We start from the raw sequence: 16,709 nt of genomic DNA, 5'->3' as shown, positions 1-16,709 counted from the left end.
AAATTTTATTTCTTATTGAACTAAACAGCTTCGTTACTTGAATAAGAAAAAGGCTCTACTTCTTCTAAAGTAAAGCACCCCGTAGTGAAATAAATTGTTTATTTTTTTAAAAGTGAAGATGGGCGACCCAAGTTTCAGTTTAGATCGCCCTCTTTTTTGTATTATTCTATATTAATATCAAAAACATAAGATATTTTCCCTTCACTCCATTCTGCCATAACTTCATAAATATAATTGCCCTCTTTCGATGGTAGAGTTATTTCATTTTCATTAAGTTCAACAGTCTGACTTGTACCATCTTCATTCCATTGATTTACGATTATTGAAGAAGGATTTTGTTCAACTTCTATTTTTAACTTATCATCTTTTTCAACTTCTAATGTATTGAATTCATCTGCTAAGTCATAAATATTGGAATCATTAAGCTTTCTAGTTTCAAAGTCTTTTTCTTTCCATACGAATTCATCTATCATCATTGAATAATCTTGATTTCCTACAATAACTTTGCCCTGTGCTTGGACATAATCAGTAGAGGTCTGAGGTATTCCATTACAACCAGCAATAAAAATAACAATTAACAATAAAAAAAATTTTTTCATTACTCCCACTCTCACTTTTAGACCTTATTTTTATTCATATTATTACAATAATCAAGTATGTAGTTCATACATTGAATTGTGTCATTAATCCTTTGTTTTTTAGATTCACAGTAACGTATGTTTAATCCTTCTCGAATACTTAACGCTTCATTAATAATCTTATGCCATCTTTCTGGCATATAATTAATTGCATTTTTGCCCGCATCTACTTTTGAAATGATTTCATGTTCTCTAAGTGTATAGAATTGGCGTAACATTCCAGTAATAGACCATTGTACTTCCCAATCCACAAGTTTGTTTGGCAATAGAAGCACTACTCTTTTGAATCTTGAAATTGTATTCATTCGATTCAACCAATAGCTGTTCATATTATTTAGTACGTAATCAGCCAAAGCACTTTCATCAACATCAAAATGGAATGATGTTATCTCAGGACCAATAATGCTGATCCCTTTGTCTCTGAGAATCCACCAAGTAATCGGATTAATAACGTGTTTACTCCAACCTATTCTACCTTCGTTTACGCATAAACATTTTTTTGTTTCAGTCTGTTTCTTACCTATGTCTTCCCAAAGAAGGTAGCATCCGTCCATTCCTGTTTTTTTAAATTTATTTTTTAATTCTCGATGAGTATCAGATAATATTTTTACCTCTTCTTCAGATAAATGACGGTTTAAAATTGCAATGAAATCAATATCGCTAGTGCCATTAATATAAGCGTTAAGGGCAATTGAACCGTGTAAATATAATCCTTCAAGTGTATTGGGAATTCTTTCATGAAATAAGGAAATATACACACTTAATATATTTTGGACTGGTAGGGGTATTTTTGCATCCATAAAATCGCTCCTTTCTTTAAAACGCTAACCAATCATATGTGATATGTCATTGCTTTTTCCTTTGACTATAAAAAGTCAAATGCCTGGACCTGAATTTCATTTTTTGGTGCATCTACATCTGTTGCTTTTTCTAAACTTATATCCATTAAAGCCATCCCCTTTGGCAACATTCTTTTAATACTATAAAATAACCTTGTTCAGTTAAACTGCACGTTATTGAAAAAACGTCTCCACTTAGTGTAGGATGTCAACTCCTTAAATTCTCACTACGAAAATCTGCAAGCAGAACTCCTTCGTTTCGATTTACCGTTGACACTTTGCCATAATCTATCGTTCTCCATTTTGCAAAAAGCCCACCAAATAGGTGAGCTTAGAATAAATTTTCCTTTGATATATTAATTAACCAATGCAGAACTTGTTCCACTGAACGTAGCAAACCAACCATTTAAAGATTTTACAATTTCGATAACTCTATACCAATCTTCTCCACTGTCTTCTTCATAATAATAGGTCTCTGATATATCGGAGTAATTTGTATAAAATACTTCAATTGTTTTGTCCTCTGAAGAAACAGATATAATTTGGCCATCTTCGTAACCTATGTCGTTCCTTGTTAAATATGAGTTGTCTAAAGAATCTGAGACAGATATAATTTGACCATCTTCGTAACTCATGTCGTTCTCGACAGCATATGAGTCGTCTAAAGAATCTGAAACAGAAATAACTTGGTCATCTTCATAACTTTTGTCGTTCTTGACAGCAAAAGAATTTGTTGAAAATGAAAAAATCACAAAGACTAATCCTACTAATAGCAATAATATACTTAATTACTTTTTCATTTACATCACCTTTCTTAACCTTATTTTACTTGATTATACCTTTATATCCATAATATTCAATATAAATAGACTAATTATAATATATGTAATTTGTAAACTTAGATTATATTATTTTTTTTCATATAACCATTCTTCGACAAGAAGTCTCTATCTTCAAACGTGAGTAGGGCAGTAGCCGAATAATTGGCGTTCGATCAAGAACGACTTTAGACGTACTTGGCCGAACAACTGTTATACTCGTCCTATAAAAAGTGAAAAAAAAAGTGACTCGTCCCCTCTCCACCTACGTAAAATCAAGTTCTTAACAGTTATCAAAATTGACTATAGCGGAATTTTTCTTTTAACCTGTTTTAACGTAGCTACAATAAGAAAGCTAACAATAACTAATAAGAGCCATGAACTCACCTTTCCTAGATGAACGAGACTCCATGCATCGGTTTGGTTTGGATATTCCCAAGCTCCAAAGAACGTTGCGATATTTTCGGCTATCCATATAAAAAATCCGATGAGCACAAAAGAAAGTGCTAGTGGCATTCGGTAACGAGTTCCATTAACCTCGTATGTGACCCATGACTGCCAAAAGACGATAATTACAAGTCCAGATAACCACCAACGAATGTCAATCCAATAATGGTGGGTGAAAAAATTCAAATAAATCGTAGCTGCAAGAGGTACAACTACCAAAAACGGTGGCCACCTTACCAGTTCAACATTAAACCTCCTCCACGCCTGGCAAAGATAACTCGCTACACTTGCATACATGAATCCGCTATACAAAGGCACTCCAAATAATTTGAAATATCCTTCCTCTGGATAAGACCAGGAGCCCATATGTACCTTGAAAAGTTCAAGAGAAAGTCCAATAAGGTGGAACAATGTGATAACTTTTAGTTCATCCCGTGTTTCAAGCCCAGAATGCACCATCCACCACTGCATTAGAAGGCAGATGATGAGCAGCCAGTCATACCGTGGTAGAAAGGGAAGTGGCGTAATTTGTGTAAAAGCCAAAGAGGCAAAAATAACGATAGGAAACAAACAGGATAGGGCCTGCTCCCAGCCAAAACGAACAAGTTGTTTTAGTGCTCTCATGATTTGTGCCTCCAAAGGTTTTTTCTGAATATATGTAAGTCCTGCTTAGTATAGTAGCTAAATAGATTTAAATACCTCAATGCTCTAACAGATAATTCCGAGAAAACCTTATTCTTATCAATATAGGTTAAAAGTTTAAATGCTTGATACAGTGCAACAAAAAATGGAATAGCCAATACATACGCACATACTAAAAAGGGATATTGCAAGTAAGCAGTCTCTGGATTCGCTTCTCCATCTCTACTGGCTATCCAAGGCAACCAAAATATACACAAAGCAAGTACCGTAATTCCAATAAGAAAAATAATTACCTTTAAGAAAATTGTTGAACATTGTTTACGTGTCATAAATAGTACCTCACATATTTAGTGTCAATTTTAATTTAACACTCATTTTATCGTTTTGCAATAAAAAAACATTGTTTTTAATTACATTGTTATTGTTTCATAATTATCCTTTTACTTTTAAACAAAATAAAAAGCATTCCTAACTACAGGGAAATGCTCTATAACTTTAAACTATTCAATTTATAATTTGTGCAACTAACCTGCTTCGTTAGCACATAAAAAAAAGCTGCATCGATGGCAGCTAGATCTTAAATATAAGCCTTCGTTAGTTGAAGAAGGTAAGAACAAAAGCACAGCTCATCAGAAGGATTACTTTAAAGAAGTAGGAAATCTGGCATGTCTTTTTCATTGGATATTTAAGCACTTTTTTAGTTCACCAGCATCCTTTACCTATGTCCATCTTTTCTTGCTTGTGTATAGCCATAGTAAGAACAAGTCCCGTTTTCTGATAAATCTTTAACCTCAAATCCACATTTTTCGTAAAAGGTAAAATTGTTGGAAGAAGTATGAGCAAACCAATCTCCGTGAGGAAGTTTTTGCAGACAAAGAGCTACTAGTTTTTTACCAATTCCTTTCCCGCGATATTCAGATAAGACTACCAGGTCCATAATGTTTGCTGCCATTATTTTGTCAGAAAGGACCCTGATCATACCGATCATTTGATTATTATCCCAAACAGTAAACGCCCATGTAGAGTTTTGGAAAATTAATGAGAACTTTTCTTTCTGCCATTCTGGAGTATTTCTTACCCAACCTGCGTCTTTAAACAGGTGTTCTACGCTTTCTGCTGGAACATCCTCTGTACCATCTCTTATAACTAATCCATTGAAATATTGATACATTATTATTCCTCCCCTAAGATGTTAAATCGCTAGCTAATCGAAAAACTCCATATGCTCTTTTGCCTGTTTGTAGTAGTCCATTCTGTTTTGCAGCGTACCCGTATGAAATTCGAATTTATGTCCATCTGGGTCCGTAAAGTATATAGATCTTTTGTCTCTATCATCTCTATCTCGACCTGAAAGTATGTTTACATGCAAGTTATTTAGTTTCTCAAATGTAAGTTCAAAATCAGTTTCTTCTATTGAAAAGGCTATATGTGTATACGACTCTCTAATTTCATTACGAGGAATATCTTTTTCTTCATTCAAAGCTAGCCACATCCCATGTAAATCGAAATAAGCAGTGCTTCTTCCTTTCACTAAAAGCTTTGCATCCAATACATCTTGATAAAACGTAATAGAATTTTCTAAGTTTGAAACGGAAAATAACAAATGATTTAAACCTTTTATAGTCAATTTAAACCCTCCCTTTCATCAGAATTATCCAGCTTTCTTAAGAAAATAGTGATAATATCTATAAATTTCTGTTTATCAGGATACCACAGTTCATGTCCAGACTCTACAATTTCACAAATCGTTAGATCTTTTAAGAAGCGTTTATATTTATCTACTTCTTTCTCTTTTAATAATGAACCTTCTGCTCCACCTTTTATGATTAATACAGGTATATCTAGGGTGGATAATTCAGGATATAATTCAGTTTGCTTGGAATCTATTTGCATACCCGTCACTACATGGTTCCTGTCTTCTGTTATAAATCCCCGAGTAAGAATTCTGTCGGACCAGGTTTCAGGTATAGCTGGGTATGTTGCTGGATAATCACATAATATTAACCCTTTGATATGCTCTTCTTTAGCAGCATACTTGATTGTATATGGAACGCCCATTGAATAAGCCATTAGGCAATAGTTCTGTACTTTACTTTCCTCTATGACAGCAGCTATATCCTGAACATGATTTTCTAGGGCGTAGCCTGTTTGTGGTGCATCACTTTTCCCGCGTCCTCGTAAACTCATGGTGACTATTCTTCTTGGATTAAATGTACTTAACAAGTCAATGGTTTGTTCTGCATAATTCAAAGCACCTGGCACATAAACGAGTGGAGTTGGAAAGCTATGCGCAAAGGCATTATCCATGTAATGCACCTTAATGCCATCAGAATTTGCATATTTATGGAGAAACATCAATAGAAGACCTCACTTTCTATTTAGTTGCTAGGTTTTCATAGTATTCTTTAGGATTACTTATTTTATTATCTATAAAAAATTTGGCCATATTTTTTATCATATCTATATATTCATTTTCCAAATGTTCGTTAGGAATTAAATGGGCAAGATCCATAACAGATCCTTCCACTTCTACCCTATCAGATTGCAAATCCACTGTAACCGTCATGTATACCTTATTTTCAAATGACACTTCCCCAATGACAGTTTCCTTATCAAGATCTACAGAAGGATAATTTATTTTAATTCCAATAGATTTAAAAATTGTATAGCCACTGTTACTTGGGTTCTTTTCATTTTCATCTATTCTTTTTACTTCAATTAAATGCTTATCGAAGAAAGTCAGTTTATAAATATCGGGCATGGCAAGCTGCTCCCAGAAATGAACGTCATATTTTGGATCAAAATAATTCATAATTAACACCATGATGTTACCATGTGTACCAATAACGATGTTTTTACCTTTGTATGTATCAAGCAATTCAACGGTTGCTGCAACGCCTCTTACTTGTGCTACGTTATTTGACTCCCCACCATCTAAAGAAAAATTGAAATCAGACCATACTTTTGAAATGGCTTCGTTAAAATCCGCTACAGGATGTTCCGACAAAGTCCGTTCTTTAAAATCATCGACTAATTCTATTTCACGTTCTATGTAATTAGCAATACCCTCCACAGTTTGAATCGCTCTTTGATAGGGACTAGAAATTACATGATCTATTCTCTCTAATTGCAATAATTCCGTAACTAACTTTGCGTCTTCCATTCCACGTTCTGACAAAGGTCTTCCCAGTTCGTCTGGTGAATAAGTAGAATGTGCATGTCTAACGAAATACAAATTTGTAATCAACATCATTCAGCTCCTATCTTTTTCTTTTTTCGTAAATACTCTTCACAAACGGCTCCTTTAAATCGGTATATTCCGTTATTTTCATATTTTCACGCTCTGCATAAGCTATTTTCAACTTTTTGTATTCTTCTCTCGCACTTTCATTTGCATTTAAATAATCTCTGAAGAAAATTAAATTACTCCACAGTTCTTTGTCATAGTCAACTAAGTGTATATAATGCGTCTTTACTTCGTATGCCTCATCTTGAAATTTGGCAAATACGATTTCACCTGGTCTTTCCACTCGAAGCCGTAAGAATCCAACTGTTTGGAGTCCTTTTATGATGGATGCATCCACACTCGTTATATCATCTACACCAATTAATAGATCGATAATCGGCTTTGCATCCATATCCATAATTGCAGTACTGCCAATATGTTCTATCCGATTTCCTTCTAGATGAGCGGAATTTATTACTTCCTGTTTAACCGTTAAGAACTCACGGTTCCATTCACTTGTATAAGGAACTAACTTGACTTCATCTCTCTTTAAACCTAACTTCATCATCGTTTCCCCTCTTTCTTTCGTTCACACCATAACTATCCAAAATAAACAACCACAGATAATATGAAAAGTAATTTAGTATGTAGTGAAATTCTGGAGGTAATTGAGTTAATTTCATAAATTGTACTTTGTCATTAAAATACGAACATATATCACTTCGTTGAAAATCATTACGGTTTAAAGGATTGCAAAATAGTTCCTTTCCCTTCTTCCAGCTCTACTTCCGCAAAAGCACCATTGATGAACGTCATTTGAGGTGGAACATGGCCACAGTCGATATCATAAATAATAGGAATATTCAGCTCGTCTGACATGTCTTTATAAACATCTTCTACCGAATAATTATCAACCGCGGTCTCCGCGCTACTTCGACCAAACATCAAACCAGAGCATTGATCAAACCAACCCGCTAATTTCATTTGCACTAAAGAACGTCGTAAATCTGTTGTGTTTAACTCACAATTTTCCAAATACCAGATGATTGGCTCGTCCTTGATGTATTTTTCCCTAAAATTTTCTACATCACCGAACGGAGTACCGACTAAATGTCTAATGACGTCTATACATCCACCAAGTAGACGACCTTGCATCTTCACATTCCTACTTGATAATGATTTCCATGCTGTTTGTTCGGTTAAATGAAATAGACAGGCTGAAGGATTCGCATGATCCCATTTCTTTTGATATTTGGGTGAAGAGTGTTGAACGACAGATTCACTAGGACTTGTAGATAAAACAGCCCTCCACATTGCTGTTGTTTCATCCCAAACTTCCCCTCTTAAATCCACTAAATTGGTGCCGTGTGCTGTTGCTATACCGGTCTTCAATGTAATGGCTAGCAGTAGTAAACTTACATCTGAATAGCCTAATACCCATTTATTCTTTATATTTTCGAAATCAATATATTCCAGTGACTCAATTAGTAATTCTCCACCCCAAGGAGGAAGAATTATATCAATTTTGTCGTCAACCATCATTTTATTCCATTCTGCTGCACGCAATTTAGCAGGTGCTGATTTTGCTTTATCCTGAGTCCAAACAGTATCACCACATATAACTGTAAACCCTCTTGCTTCCATACGTTCGCATGCCAATTTGAACATATCATGCAGTTCCGCCTGTACACCAGATGATATTGCAGTTACTCCTATTGTTGCTCCTTTTTCAAAATGAGGATAATTAATCATATAGAGTCTCCTTACTATGCAAAGTGAATTGTTTTATTTCATTGAAAGCCAACTGCTGGTTTTCTACATGAATATCTTTCATCCCTTGAAAGAATATGTATCTACCCTTCAATATTTCTTCCATATTTTCTTTCATATCTATTATTTGATCCAGATATGCTTGTGCAAATTTTAATCGGTCTTCCATTTCTGTTTTATCTTCCGTTGTATGACCATGACCAGGTACATGAACGGAAATAGAATGCAGAGAAAAAATGTCTTTAGCCTTATTCATCGTTTTAAGATATTCCAGATAACTATCAAATATAAACGGAAATTCCACATCTGATAAATAGTCACCTGAAAGGAATATCCCAGCAGGCTCTATCACTGTAAACAAGCCATCATTTGTGTGCCCTGGTGCTAAATAAAAAGTTAAGGTGCTCTTTCCTAGGATCAATTTTTGTCCATCTTTACTTACAACATAATCCACCTGAGGATACTCCGGCTTATAATTTCTCTGTATATAATAGCGCTGATCAAATGCATGCACTTTATTTATTGCTTCATCTTTCTGTTTATGTTCGTTAAACGCTTGAGAAGCAATTACTATTGCGTCAGGAAATGCCCCCGAACCAATAATATGGTCGAAATCACTATGTGTGTAGATGATATATAGGGCTCTATTTTTTCTAATTTGATTTACATAAGCCTTAATTTCATCCACTTCTTGTGGCAGCCAATTCGGATCGGTCATCACAATTGCCTCATTCAGCTCTATTACAGCGGATGTAGTTTTATATAGAGAGCTTTGAAAAACTCTCATATTCTCTTTGTCATATTGAATCATGTTCTTCCCCCGATTCTTTTGTAGCGAGTAAATTGACGATTGTTATTAGTCTCAAATATGTATAGTGAGGACGAAATTCGCTATTCCAATCCATAAAAAAACACCCCTCATGATGAATACTATTCGTCATAAGGGGTGATATATCCTTTTATTCACCTATGTTCTCGTTTAAAAATGCTAATAAGTCTCTGGTATTTTCTGCTGCTACACCATGTGCTATTGGATAGCTTTTAAATGTAACATTCGCTCCCTGTTCGGTGAAATAGTCTTTACTTGCAACTCCCCATTCAAATGGTAGGATATTATCTAATTCACCATGTGAAATAAATGCATTCAATTGATCAACGGGTTGTCTTACATACTCTTTCTTTACAAAGGCTGGAATATATCCACTTAGTGCAACTATTCCTTTTATTTGTTTACCCATTACAAGAGCTAAAGTTTGAGATAATATTGCTCCTTGGCTAAAACCAAGTAGATACACTTGCTCCCTATCTACTGAATATTCTTCTATTGCCTCTTGGATAAATGTTTGAAGATCTTTGATAACTTGATCAAAAACCGTAGGATGTGGTTTACCAAACCCTTCAATTGTAAAAAATGCATATCCAGGTGGCTGGCTAATTGGCCCACGAATACTAAAAATATGACATTCCTCTTTTAAACTCGATACAAGTCCTACTAAATCATTTTCATTGCTACCCATGCCATGGATTAAAAATAGTGCAGGATATTTTTTATTTTCATCGGTCGTTTGTGGTGCACTATGAATATAAGTAAATGTTGTGTTCATATATATCTTCCCTTCTTTTAAATTCAACTAATCATAGCATTTTGTTCATTTACCTAACTAATCATTTGTCTTACAAACTTTACTGCTGACAAACTTGACCAACTGGCAACCTCTATTGTCGTCTTCGCGGTGGGGTTTGTCGTCTTGGCCTCTTGTTTTGTCGCGTTCATACTTAAGTTTGTCTCGTTAAGTGCATCACTTGTCTCATTTAGGATTATTCTTCCAGCAATAAACCTATTACACTATAAACACATTTGAACTTTTTACATTAAATGGCTTAATGAGACCAATTCACCCGTAATCGAGACTAATACCATAAACCCGCAACCAATTCAAATAAAATCGAGACCATTATCAGATTTCACACAAATGAAAAAGAGCTACCCTACATCGGATAGCCCCATTCATCATTATTCCCACTCATATGGTGTTGCTTGGTATACATAATAGTTCAACCAATTCGAAAATAATAAGTGCGTGTGCGAGCGCCATGAATTCGAAGGTTGCTGTGTCGGATCATTTTGAGGGAAATAGTTAACCGGTAAATCTATTTCTATTCCTTTATTCACATCACGTACATATTCTTCTGCCAGTGTTGTGGCGTCATATTCTAAGTGACCGGTAATCATAATATGCTTCTCATCGTTTGAAATAATGAGGAATACGCCGGCGTCGTCAGAAATCGAAAGGAGATTAAGACGAGGATCAGCTTTAATTTTCTCAAAAGAAACGGATGTATAACGTGAGTGTGGCACATAGAAATGGTCATTAAATCCACGAACTAATTGGACGGTTGGATCAGACAAACGGTGACTAAACACACCAGAACATTTCTTTGGTAATTCAAATTTATCAATACCATAATGATGATATAAAGCAGCTTGTGCTCCCCAACAAATATGTAATACAGAAGTGACATTGGTTTTCGACCAATCCATTATTTCTGTTATTTCATTCCAATAATTTACCTGCTCAAATTCTAATTGCTCTATTGGGGCTCCTGTAATGATCAATCCGTCATACTTTCGATGCTTTATTTGTTCGAAGGTTGTATAAAATGTGTCTAAATGTGTTTTACTCACGTTTTTCGATTCATGAGTGGCAGTGTTCATGAATGTTACATTCACTTGTAACGGTGTATTACCTAGTAACCTTAAAAGTTGTAATTCTGTTTTTTCTTTTTCGGGCATTAAGTTCAAAATGATAATATTAAGCGGACGAATGTCTTGCCCAAAAGCACGGTCCTCATCCATGATAAATATTTTTTCCTCTTTCAGTAATTCAGCAGCTGGTAATCGTTTTGGAATATTAATTGGCATAACATTCTCTCCTTTGATTTAAATAATAAAAAACCTCTTTTCTCAAGGATAAGAAAAGAGGGTAAATGAATCGCACTCAGTTCTTATCTTTCAAGACAAAAAATCTTGTAGGAGGTAGCACCTTTCTGACTAAGTCAGAGGTTGCTGAAGCTTCACAGGGCCATATCCCTCAGCTTCTCTTGATAAGAGTATTAGTTTATGTACTGGTTTATTAATCTAGTAAATATTAGCACACTAAACATAATATTTCAACAATTAAAAATAATCAAAACGAAGAAAAAGAATTCTCTAACAGATATTCTACTAGAAAGGTCTTTCTTTTATCTCTATTATTTTCATGTGTTAATTTCCATTGTTTTAAGTGATAGCTCGCTCTTGTACTTATGAAAGTAGTTCAAAAACAATACCATTTCCACTTGGATCTATTGTAGTAAATGACTGTTCCAGTTCATTCACTTCCACATTATTTTGATTTAACTTCTTTTAAAGCTTCTTTATTCGGAAGTACGAGTGTATATACTTTTAATCCAAGCCATCACGAACGACGCGTGAGCCGTGGTGATGAGTTATCGCTCACCCCGCGGAAAGCTCCGCCTATAGCGAGCGGGAATTCAACTATACTTTATTCCTTATTTATGAAATTAACTCATTTTAATAAAAAATCCCTTTCTATAGAATTTCTCTACTAGAAAGGGATATCGTTTGAAGTTTTCTGCTTTTCCTAATTGACTACAAGTTCTGATAAAAAATATTCCTCAATTTCCTCCCAATTGTTTAGTCGGTTGTATTTCGTTTCCGATATATTATGTGGAGCAGTATACAGAATTCTTTTTCCAGTAAATGTATCTAAATTACTTGGAGTGTCATCAATTAAATAATCAGCTAAAATAATGCTTTTATCACCACAGAAAACAAAATTCTTTTCATTCAGGAAGGGAAAGTGCTTTTTCAGCCACTTGTATTTTGGTGCTAGAGAAGCCGGAAATTCCATTGCAGCTGTAACGATAAAAACATCGTATTGCTCCATCAATTTCCTGATGGTTTCTTGGCTTCCCTCCATCACCTCTAGCTCAAGAAAAAAAGATTCTTGGGCTAAATAACAATTTACCTTGCTTTCAAATCGAGGATCAAGTTCCACGAGTAACTTCCCTTGTAAATGCTGTGGTGTATATTCTGTTTGATATTCAGCGTTAAATAACTGTAAACATTTTGAGCTAAATGCAGAAATCACTTCATCCATATCGATTGCAATTCGTTTCATTCTTCATTCTCCATCCATTGTTCAACTAATGCTTCTAATTGTTGTTCTTGTTCGTTTTTAGTTGTAACTAACTGTTCATATTGTTCCCAATCATTTTCCGATTGTATTTGTTCTGTCAGAAGCTTGATTTCTACCTCTAGTTGCGCGATTTTGTTTTCAAGTGATTCATCTTGCTTTGTTTTATGCTTAACAGGTTTCTCTTTTTTCTTTAGTACTACCTCTTTCACTTCCACTTGTTTTAACTGTAACGCATCCCATTTTGCACGAGCCCATTCGTACGGTCCTTCAAAGGTTGTGAGCTGTCCCTGATCTAACCAAGCTGTTCTCGGGAACAATTTGTTTAAAAAATATCGATCATGTGAAACAGCTAGTATGGTGCCTTGAAAGTCATCTAATGCATCTTCTAAAACTTCACGGGAATCAATATCTAAATGATTGGTTGGCTCATCTAACATCAAAAGGTTAATATCTTGGTGCATGAGCTGCGCGAGACGAAGACGCATTCGTTCTCCTCCACTTAAATCCCCTACCCGTTTAAAAACATCTGGTCCATAAAACATGAACTTTGCTAGAATGTGACGAGCATCACCTTCGAACACATTTACCTCACTTCGAAATACGTCGATTAGTCGAGCTTTAGGATTTGAGATTTCAAAGTGCTGGGACAAAAATCCTACACGAACATTACTTCCTAGTCGTGCAATACCTGCGTCAATTGGTAATTCCCCACGTAATATATTTAAGATTGTCGACTTTCCAGTTCCGTTGCGTCCGACAATAGCGAGACGGTCTTTCCAGTACACATGTAAATTTGCATGTTGCAGTAGCATTTTCTCACCGAATGATTTACCCGCTTCTTCCATAACCACTACCTCTTTGCCACTTCTCGGAGCAGCTTCAAAGGATAAATTCATTTTTTTAGGATCTATTAGAGGCTTTCTTACTTTTTCCATCCGTTCCAGCGCACGTTCCATGTTGCGTGCCTGTCTGTGAAGACCTGGATTAGGTGGAACCGCTTCATTTGCCCATATTCTTAACCGTTTAATGGCTTCTTTCATTTTCTTAATCTTTTTTTGTTGTTCCTCATAGTCTTGAAACTCTCGCATTAGCCTTGCTTCTTTTTCCATCATAAAGTAAGAGTAATTACCATGATAAAGCGAAAGCTCGCCTTCCTCTATGTCCGCCACTTTTGAAATGACTTGATCCAAAAAATAGCGATCATGCGAGATGAGAACTACCGTTCCATCATATGCAATTAAATATTGCTCTAACCATTCCACTGCAAATAAATCTAAATGATTCGTAGGTTCATCTAGCAATAGTAAATCAGGCTTTGTTAACAATAATTTTCCAAGCATTATTTTTGTCTGTTCCCCACCACTTAAATTTGAAAAGGATTGATGAACAAAGTTGGATAATTGAAGTCCTTGTATAACCTTTTCAATTTCAGAATCCATCGAATAACCATTTCGATTTGTAAATTCCTCTTGAATATCTCCGTATAGTTGAAGTAACTTTTCCATGTCATCAGGCTTCGCACTTGCTAATTTATTTTCAAGTACTTGCATTTGAGCTTGTAAAGCTATTAACTCGTCAAATGCACTATTTAATAAATCCAAGCCCGTTACTTCCTCTGAAAAAGTAGGGATTTGTGCTAAATAACCAATTTTAGTACCTTTTTTAAAATAAATGGTTCCTGCATCTGGTTTTTCGATTCCTGCAATAAGCTTAAATAAGGTTGTTTTCCCACTACCGTTTCGTCCAACGACTCCTAATTTATCTCCTGTTTTAATAGATAAAGATAAGTTTTCAAAAATCGTATTTCCTCCGAGCATTTTACTAATTTCTTGTATTGTACATATCATAACGTTCGCTTCCTCTCATCTCTGGTATAGCTGGAAGCATTTTTCTGCATAGAAAAAGACTGCTCATATAAGCAGCCTTCTCCATTAAAAAATGGTTCAGAAAGAATGACTTATCAGCTGTGTTGTTGCTCATTTAGTTGACTAAAAATGGACAGACTAGTCCCGTTGTTAGCAATTTCATGAGTAATCGCACAAGATATGGATAAAAATTCCAATATAAATCCATGTGCACATACAGCCTTTTTCATTCTTTCCTCACCTCCGTTCTAATTGGTAATAATACCTTATCACAATAATTCAAACAATTCAATCGATTTTTTATTTAGATTTTTCGATGGTTGGATCGTTGATAGAATTTCCAGTATCAGGAATTCCTATATCATTTTCCTTATTTACTTCTTCATTTCCTGTGTTAGGTAAATTTTTTTCTTGGTTATCTATTTGAGTTTCAGGGGTGGGAGGCTCATTAGAATTCCTAATAGATCCACATGCAGAGAGAATGAGCAACGATAAAACTATAAGTACGACAACAATTTTTTTCTTCATATCTTCACTCCTCATTTTTCATTAGATTGCTCTTCTTTTTTTAAAATAAACATAAAAAAACTCCAACAATAATTTGTTGGAGTTTTTTTGGAACGATTATTCTTCAATGTCGAAGTAAATTTCGTCTTCATCATTGTATTCAAAGCCATTTTCAAATAAAACAGTTGTTCTTAAGATTAACTTTGTTACTTCATCAGTACCGTCTGGTATCCATCTTTCATCCGGCATGATTTCAAAAGGAATCATTTGCATATCTTTAGAAGCCGCTGCTCCGACTAGTTCAATCGAATGCTTGGATACGATCTTGGAATCTTCCCCATTAATTAGTTTAAAAACTTCTAATTTAATATTATCTATTGATTCGTCGTCGTGTACACCATCAATATATATTGTCCCAGAAAGGTTAATACCGTGTTCAATATATGGATGATCAACTACCGTATCAATTTTTATCGTTTGTACTTCTATGGAAGATTCAAACTTCTTTGCCATTACTCTCAATCCACCTTGTGATTTGTATACTCATATCGATTTTCAACAACTGGTTCATACTTATTATAACGCTTTTTAAATAATGTATAAAAGTGGCTTACAAAAACTTTTAATATTGCATACCCTGGTATTCCTAAAATCACACCTGGAACTCCAAATAGTGCACCTGCAGTAATTAACACAAATATTATGGTAATGGGATGAACATGTAGAGATCTACCCATAATTTGAGGGGAAATAAACTTCCCTTCTACTAATTGTACAACGGTCCAAACTATGGCTAATTTAAATAGCATAAATGGCGAAGAAACTAGCGCAATAATTAAGGCTGGTGTAATCGCAATCACCGGACCTAAATAAGGAACAACACTTGTTACCATAGCAATTACACCAAGTAACATAGCATAATCCATCCCAATAATAGAGAATCCAATAAATATCATAAAACCGATACACATGGATACTAAAATCTGTCCTTGTATGTACGAGCTAATTTGTCTATCAATATTAGTAAACACAGATCGCAAATCTTCTCGCATACGGGGAGGAAATAATTTCATTACATAGTTGGGTAATTTTTCTCCATCCTTTAATAAGTAAAAGACGATAAATGGTACGGTAACAATTGCTAATACAAAACCTGTTAATACACCAACAATAGAAGAAATACCTGTTGCTAATCCTGTAAGTGTACTTTGTAAAAACTGGCCGATTTCTGTTGGTAACTCTTTTAAGATGGAGTTAACATCACTTTCAATTTGCAAATAAAAATCCCGGAAAAAGGATGTTCGTAGGAATCCATCCAACTTATCTAATAACACCATCAAATTGCCTGGTAATTCTTCCACTAACTTCAAAGACTGTGCCTTTAAAAATGGAAATACTAAAAATACAAGCAAGGTTACTAACCCTATTAATGCTAAAAAGATAATTAATATACCCCAAATACGAGGTATTTTAATTCGTTCTAACAAACGTAATAAAGGTCGTAATAAATAGTATGCTATTACTGCTAAAATAATGGGCAATATAACGTTACCTAAAAATACAGTTAAAGGAACGAAAATGAACGAAATTTCATCATATATCATTATGACAAGTCCGATTAACAATAGAAGCACTAATGTAAAAACGGTATTACGTCCACCTAAAAATTTTATGTACCTTGTTGAAAAAAAAGAAGGTTTTTCTGGCTCCACTATTATCAAACTTCCTTTCCTATACTATTATTTTACGAACGAA

The 16,709-nt window shown here is 34.7% G+C and carries 18 protein-coding genes, 2 pseudogenes and 1 riboswitch; all 20 genes and pseudogenes read right to left on the bottom strand.

Annotation, left to right across the window (positions count from 1 at the left end; genetic code table 11):
* Window positions 1–161: 161 nt before the first annotated feature.
* The 20 genes and pseudogenes from MHB48_RS08520 to MHB48_RS08425 all read right to left on the bottom strand — a co-directional run bounded on the left by MHB48_RS08520 (window position 162) and on the right by MHB48_RS08425 (window position 16,666).
* Entirely contained in the window at window positions 162–599 is a 438-nt protein-coding gene (locus tag MHB48_RS08520) for a hypothetical protein (RefSeq protein WP_342601038.1), read from the bottom strand.
* A 17-nt stretch (window positions 600–616) separates the two neighbouring features.
* Window positions 617–1,438 (bottom strand): aminoglycoside adenylyltransferase domain-containing protein, encoded by an 822-nt coding sequence (locus MHB48_RS08515; RefSeq protein WP_342601037.1) that lies wholly within the window; start codon window positions 1,436–1,438, stop codon window positions 617–619.
* Between the two features lie 395 nt (window positions 1,439–1,833).
* The gene (locus tag MHB48_RS08510; protein WP_342601036.1) at window positions 1,834–2,253 is read right to left on the bottom strand and encodes a DUF1131 family protein; all 420 of its coding nucleotides are present in this window, start codon (window positions 2,251–2,253) and stop codon (window positions 1,834–1,836) included.
* 345 nt (window positions 2,254–2,598) lie between these two features.
* Window positions 2,599–3,366, bottom strand: a complete 768-nt coding sequence (locus tag MHB48_RS08505) for a DUF817 domain-containing protein (protein ID WP_342601035.1) — start codon at window positions 3,364–3,366, stop codon at window positions 2,599–2,601.
* Between the two features lie 68 nt (window positions 3,367–3,434).
* A pseudogene (locus MHB48_RS08500) lies at window positions 3,435–3,713 on the bottom strand (DUF2975 domain-containing protein); the annotation flags it as partial.
* A 386-nt stretch (window positions 3,714–4,099) separates the two neighbouring features.
* A complete protein-coding gene (locus tag MHB48_RS08495; RefSeq protein ID WP_342601034.1) occupies window positions 4,100–4,555 on the bottom strand; it encodes a GNAT family N-acetyltransferase in 456 nt (151 codons plus the stop codon).
* A gap of 33 nt (window positions 4,556–4,588) precedes the next feature.
* Window positions 4,589–5,011, bottom strand: a complete 423-nt coding sequence (gene fosM, locus MHB48_RS08490; protein WP_342601033.1) for a FosM family fosfomycin resistance protein — start codon at window positions 5,009–5,011, stop codon at window positions 4,589–4,591.
* Window positions 5,008–5,739 carry an alpha/beta hydrolase gene (locus MHB48_RS08485; protein WP_342601339.1) on the bottom strand — a complete coding sequence of 244 codons (732 nt, stop codon included), beginning with the start codon at window positions 5,737–5,739 and terminating at the stop codon, window positions 5,008–5,010. Before MHB48_RS08485 ends, fosM begins: the two co-directional genes overlap by 4 nt.
* Before the next feature lie 343 nt (window positions 5,740–6,082).
* Window positions 6,083–6,628: pseudogene (locus tag MHB48_RS08480) on the bottom strand (histidine phosphatase family protein); the annotation flags it as partial.
* 16 nt (window positions 6,629–6,644) lie between these two features.
* Entirely contained in the window at window positions 6,645–7,175 is a 531-nt protein-coding gene (locus MHB48_RS08475; RefSeq protein WP_342601338.1) for a GrpB family protein, read from the bottom strand.
* A gap of 170 nt (window positions 7,176–7,345) precedes the next feature.
* Window positions 7,346–8,362: a S66 peptidase family protein gene (locus MHB48_RS08470; protein WP_342601032.1), complete on the bottom strand. Its 1,017-nt coding sequence runs from the start codon at window positions 8,360–8,362 to the stop codon at window positions 7,346–7,348.
* Window positions 8,355–9,191 (bottom strand): MBL fold metallo-hydrolase, encoded by an 837-nt coding sequence (locus MHB48_RS08465; RefSeq protein WP_342601031.1) that lies wholly within the window; start codon window positions 9,189–9,191, stop codon window positions 8,355–8,357. Before MHB48_RS08465 ends, MHB48_RS08470 begins: the two co-directional genes overlap by 8 nt.
* Before the next feature lie 148 nt (window positions 9,192–9,339).
* On the bottom strand, window positions 9,340–9,984 hold the full coding sequence (locus MHB48_RS08460) for an alpha/beta hydrolase (RefSeq protein WP_342601030.1): 645 nt from the start codon (window positions 9,982–9,984) through the stop codon (window positions 9,340–9,342).
* Window positions 9,985–10,394: 410 nt separating this feature from the next.
* Window positions 10,395–11,303 (bottom strand): homoserine O-succinyltransferase, encoded by a 909-nt coding sequence (metA, locus tag MHB48_RS08455; RefSeq protein WP_342601029.1) that lies wholly within the window; start codon window positions 11,301–11,303, stop codon window positions 10,395–10,397.
* 80 nt (window positions 11,304–11,383) lie between these two features.
* Window positions 11,384–11,492: riboswitch (SAM riboswitch) on the bottom strand.
* A 532-nt stretch (window positions 11,493–12,024) separates the two neighbouring features.
* Window positions 12,025–12,564, bottom strand: coding sequence for a 5'-3'-deoxyribonucleotidase (locus MHB48_RS08450; RefSeq protein ID WP_342601028.1), 540 nt, complete (start codon window positions 12,562–12,564; stop codon window positions 12,025–12,027).
* Window positions 12,561–14,429, bottom strand: coding sequence for an ABC-F type ribosomal protection protein (gene abc-f, locus MHB48_RS08445; RefSeq protein ID WP_342601027.1), 1,869 nt, complete (start codon window positions 14,427–14,429; stop codon window positions 12,561–12,563). The genes MHB48_RS08450 and abc-f overlap by 4 nt, the downstream gene beginning before the upstream one ends.
* A 113-nt stretch (window positions 14,430–14,542) precedes the next feature.
* Complete coding sequence (locus MHB48_RS08440; RefSeq protein WP_342601026.1) at window positions 14,543–14,677, bottom strand: RAxF-45 family protein; 135 nt, start codon at window positions 14,675–14,677, stop codon at window positions 14,543–14,545.
* A 70-nt stretch (window positions 14,678–14,747) separates the two neighbouring features.
* Window positions 14,748–14,975 (bottom strand): hypothetical protein, encoded by a 228-nt coding sequence (locus MHB48_RS08435; RefSeq protein ID WP_342601025.1) that lies wholly within the window; start codon window positions 14,973–14,975, stop codon window positions 14,748–14,750.
* A gap of 96 nt (window positions 14,976–15,071) precedes the next feature.
* The gene (locus tag MHB48_RS08430) at window positions 15,072–15,467 is read right to left on the bottom strand and encodes a sporulation protein (RefSeq protein ID WP_342601024.1); all 396 of its coding nucleotides are present in this window, start codon (window positions 15,465–15,467) and stop codon (window positions 15,072–15,074) included.
* Between the two features lie 5 nt (window positions 15,468–15,472).
* Window positions 15,473–16,666: an AI-2E family transporter gene (locus MHB48_RS08425; protein ID WP_342601023.1), complete on the bottom strand. Its 1,194-nt coding sequence runs from the start codon at window positions 16,664–16,666 to the stop codon at window positions 15,473–15,475.
* Window positions 16,667–16,709 lie beyond the last annotated feature (43 nt).

The organism is Psychrobacillus sp. FSL H8-0483 (assembly GCF_038637725.1).
Taxonomy (GTDB): domain Bacteria; phylum Bacillota; class Bacilli; order Bacillales_A; family Planococcaceae; genus Psychrobacillus.
This window is presented reverse-complemented; position numbering and strand designations above follow the sequence as displayed.

Coding starts and splice junctions, on each gene's coding strand:
- MHB48_RS08520 (WP_342601038.1), bottom strand. CDS start 599: ATGAAAAAATTTTTTTTATTGTTAATTGTTATTTTTATTGCTGGTTGT.
- MHB48_RS08515 (WP_342601037.1), bottom strand. CDS start 1,438: ATGGATGCAAAAATACCCCTACCAGTCCAAAATATATTAAGTGTGTAT.
- MHB48_RS08505 (WP_342601035.1), bottom strand. CDS start 3,366: ATGAGAGCACTAAAACAACTTGTTCGTTTTGGCTGGGAGCAGGCCCTA.
- MHB48_RS08495 (WP_342601034.1), bottom strand. CDS start 4,555: ATGTATCAATATTTCAATGGATTAGTTATAAGAGATGGTACAGAGGAT.
- MHB48_RS08485 (WP_342601339.1), bottom strand. CDS start 5,739: ATGTTTCTCCATAAATATGCAAATTCTGATGGCATTAAGGTGCATTAC.
- MHB48_RS08475 (WP_342601338.1), bottom strand. CDS start 7,175: ATGAAGTTAGGTTTAAAGAGAGATGAAGTCAAGTTAGTTCCTTATACA.
- MHB48_RS08470 (WP_342601032.1), bottom strand. CDS start 8,362: ATGATTAATTATCCTCATTTTGAAAAAGGAGCAACAATAGGAGTAACT.
- MHB48_RS08465 (WP_342601031.1), bottom strand. CDS start 9,191: ATGATTCAATATGACAAAGAGAATATGAGAGTTTTTCAAAGCTCTCTA.
- MHB48_RS08460 (WP_342601030.1), bottom strand. CDS start 9,984: ATGAACACAACATTTACTTATATTCATAGTGCACCACAAACGACCGAT.
- metA (WP_342601029.1), bottom strand. CDS start 11,303: ATGCCAATTAATATTCCAAAACGATTACCAGCTGCTGAATTACTGAAA.
- MHB48_RS08450 (WP_342601028.1), bottom strand. CDS start 12,564: ATGAAACGAATTGCAATCGATATGGATGAAGTGATTTCTGCATTTAGC.
- abc-f (WP_342601027.1), bottom strand. CDS start 14,429: ATGATATGTACAATACAAGAAATTAGTAAAATGCTCGGAGGAAATACG.
- MHB48_RS08440 (WP_342601026.1), bottom strand. CDS start 14,677: ATGAAAAAGGCTGTATGTGCACATGGATTTATATTGGAATTTTTATCC.
- MHB48_RS08435 (WP_342601025.1), bottom strand. CDS start 14,975: ATGAAGAAAAAAATTGTTGTCGTACTTATAGTTTTATCGTTGCTCATT.
- MHB48_RS08430 (WP_342601024.1), bottom strand. CDS start 15,467: ATGGCAAAGAAGTTTGAATCTTCCATAGAAGTACAAACGATAAAAATT.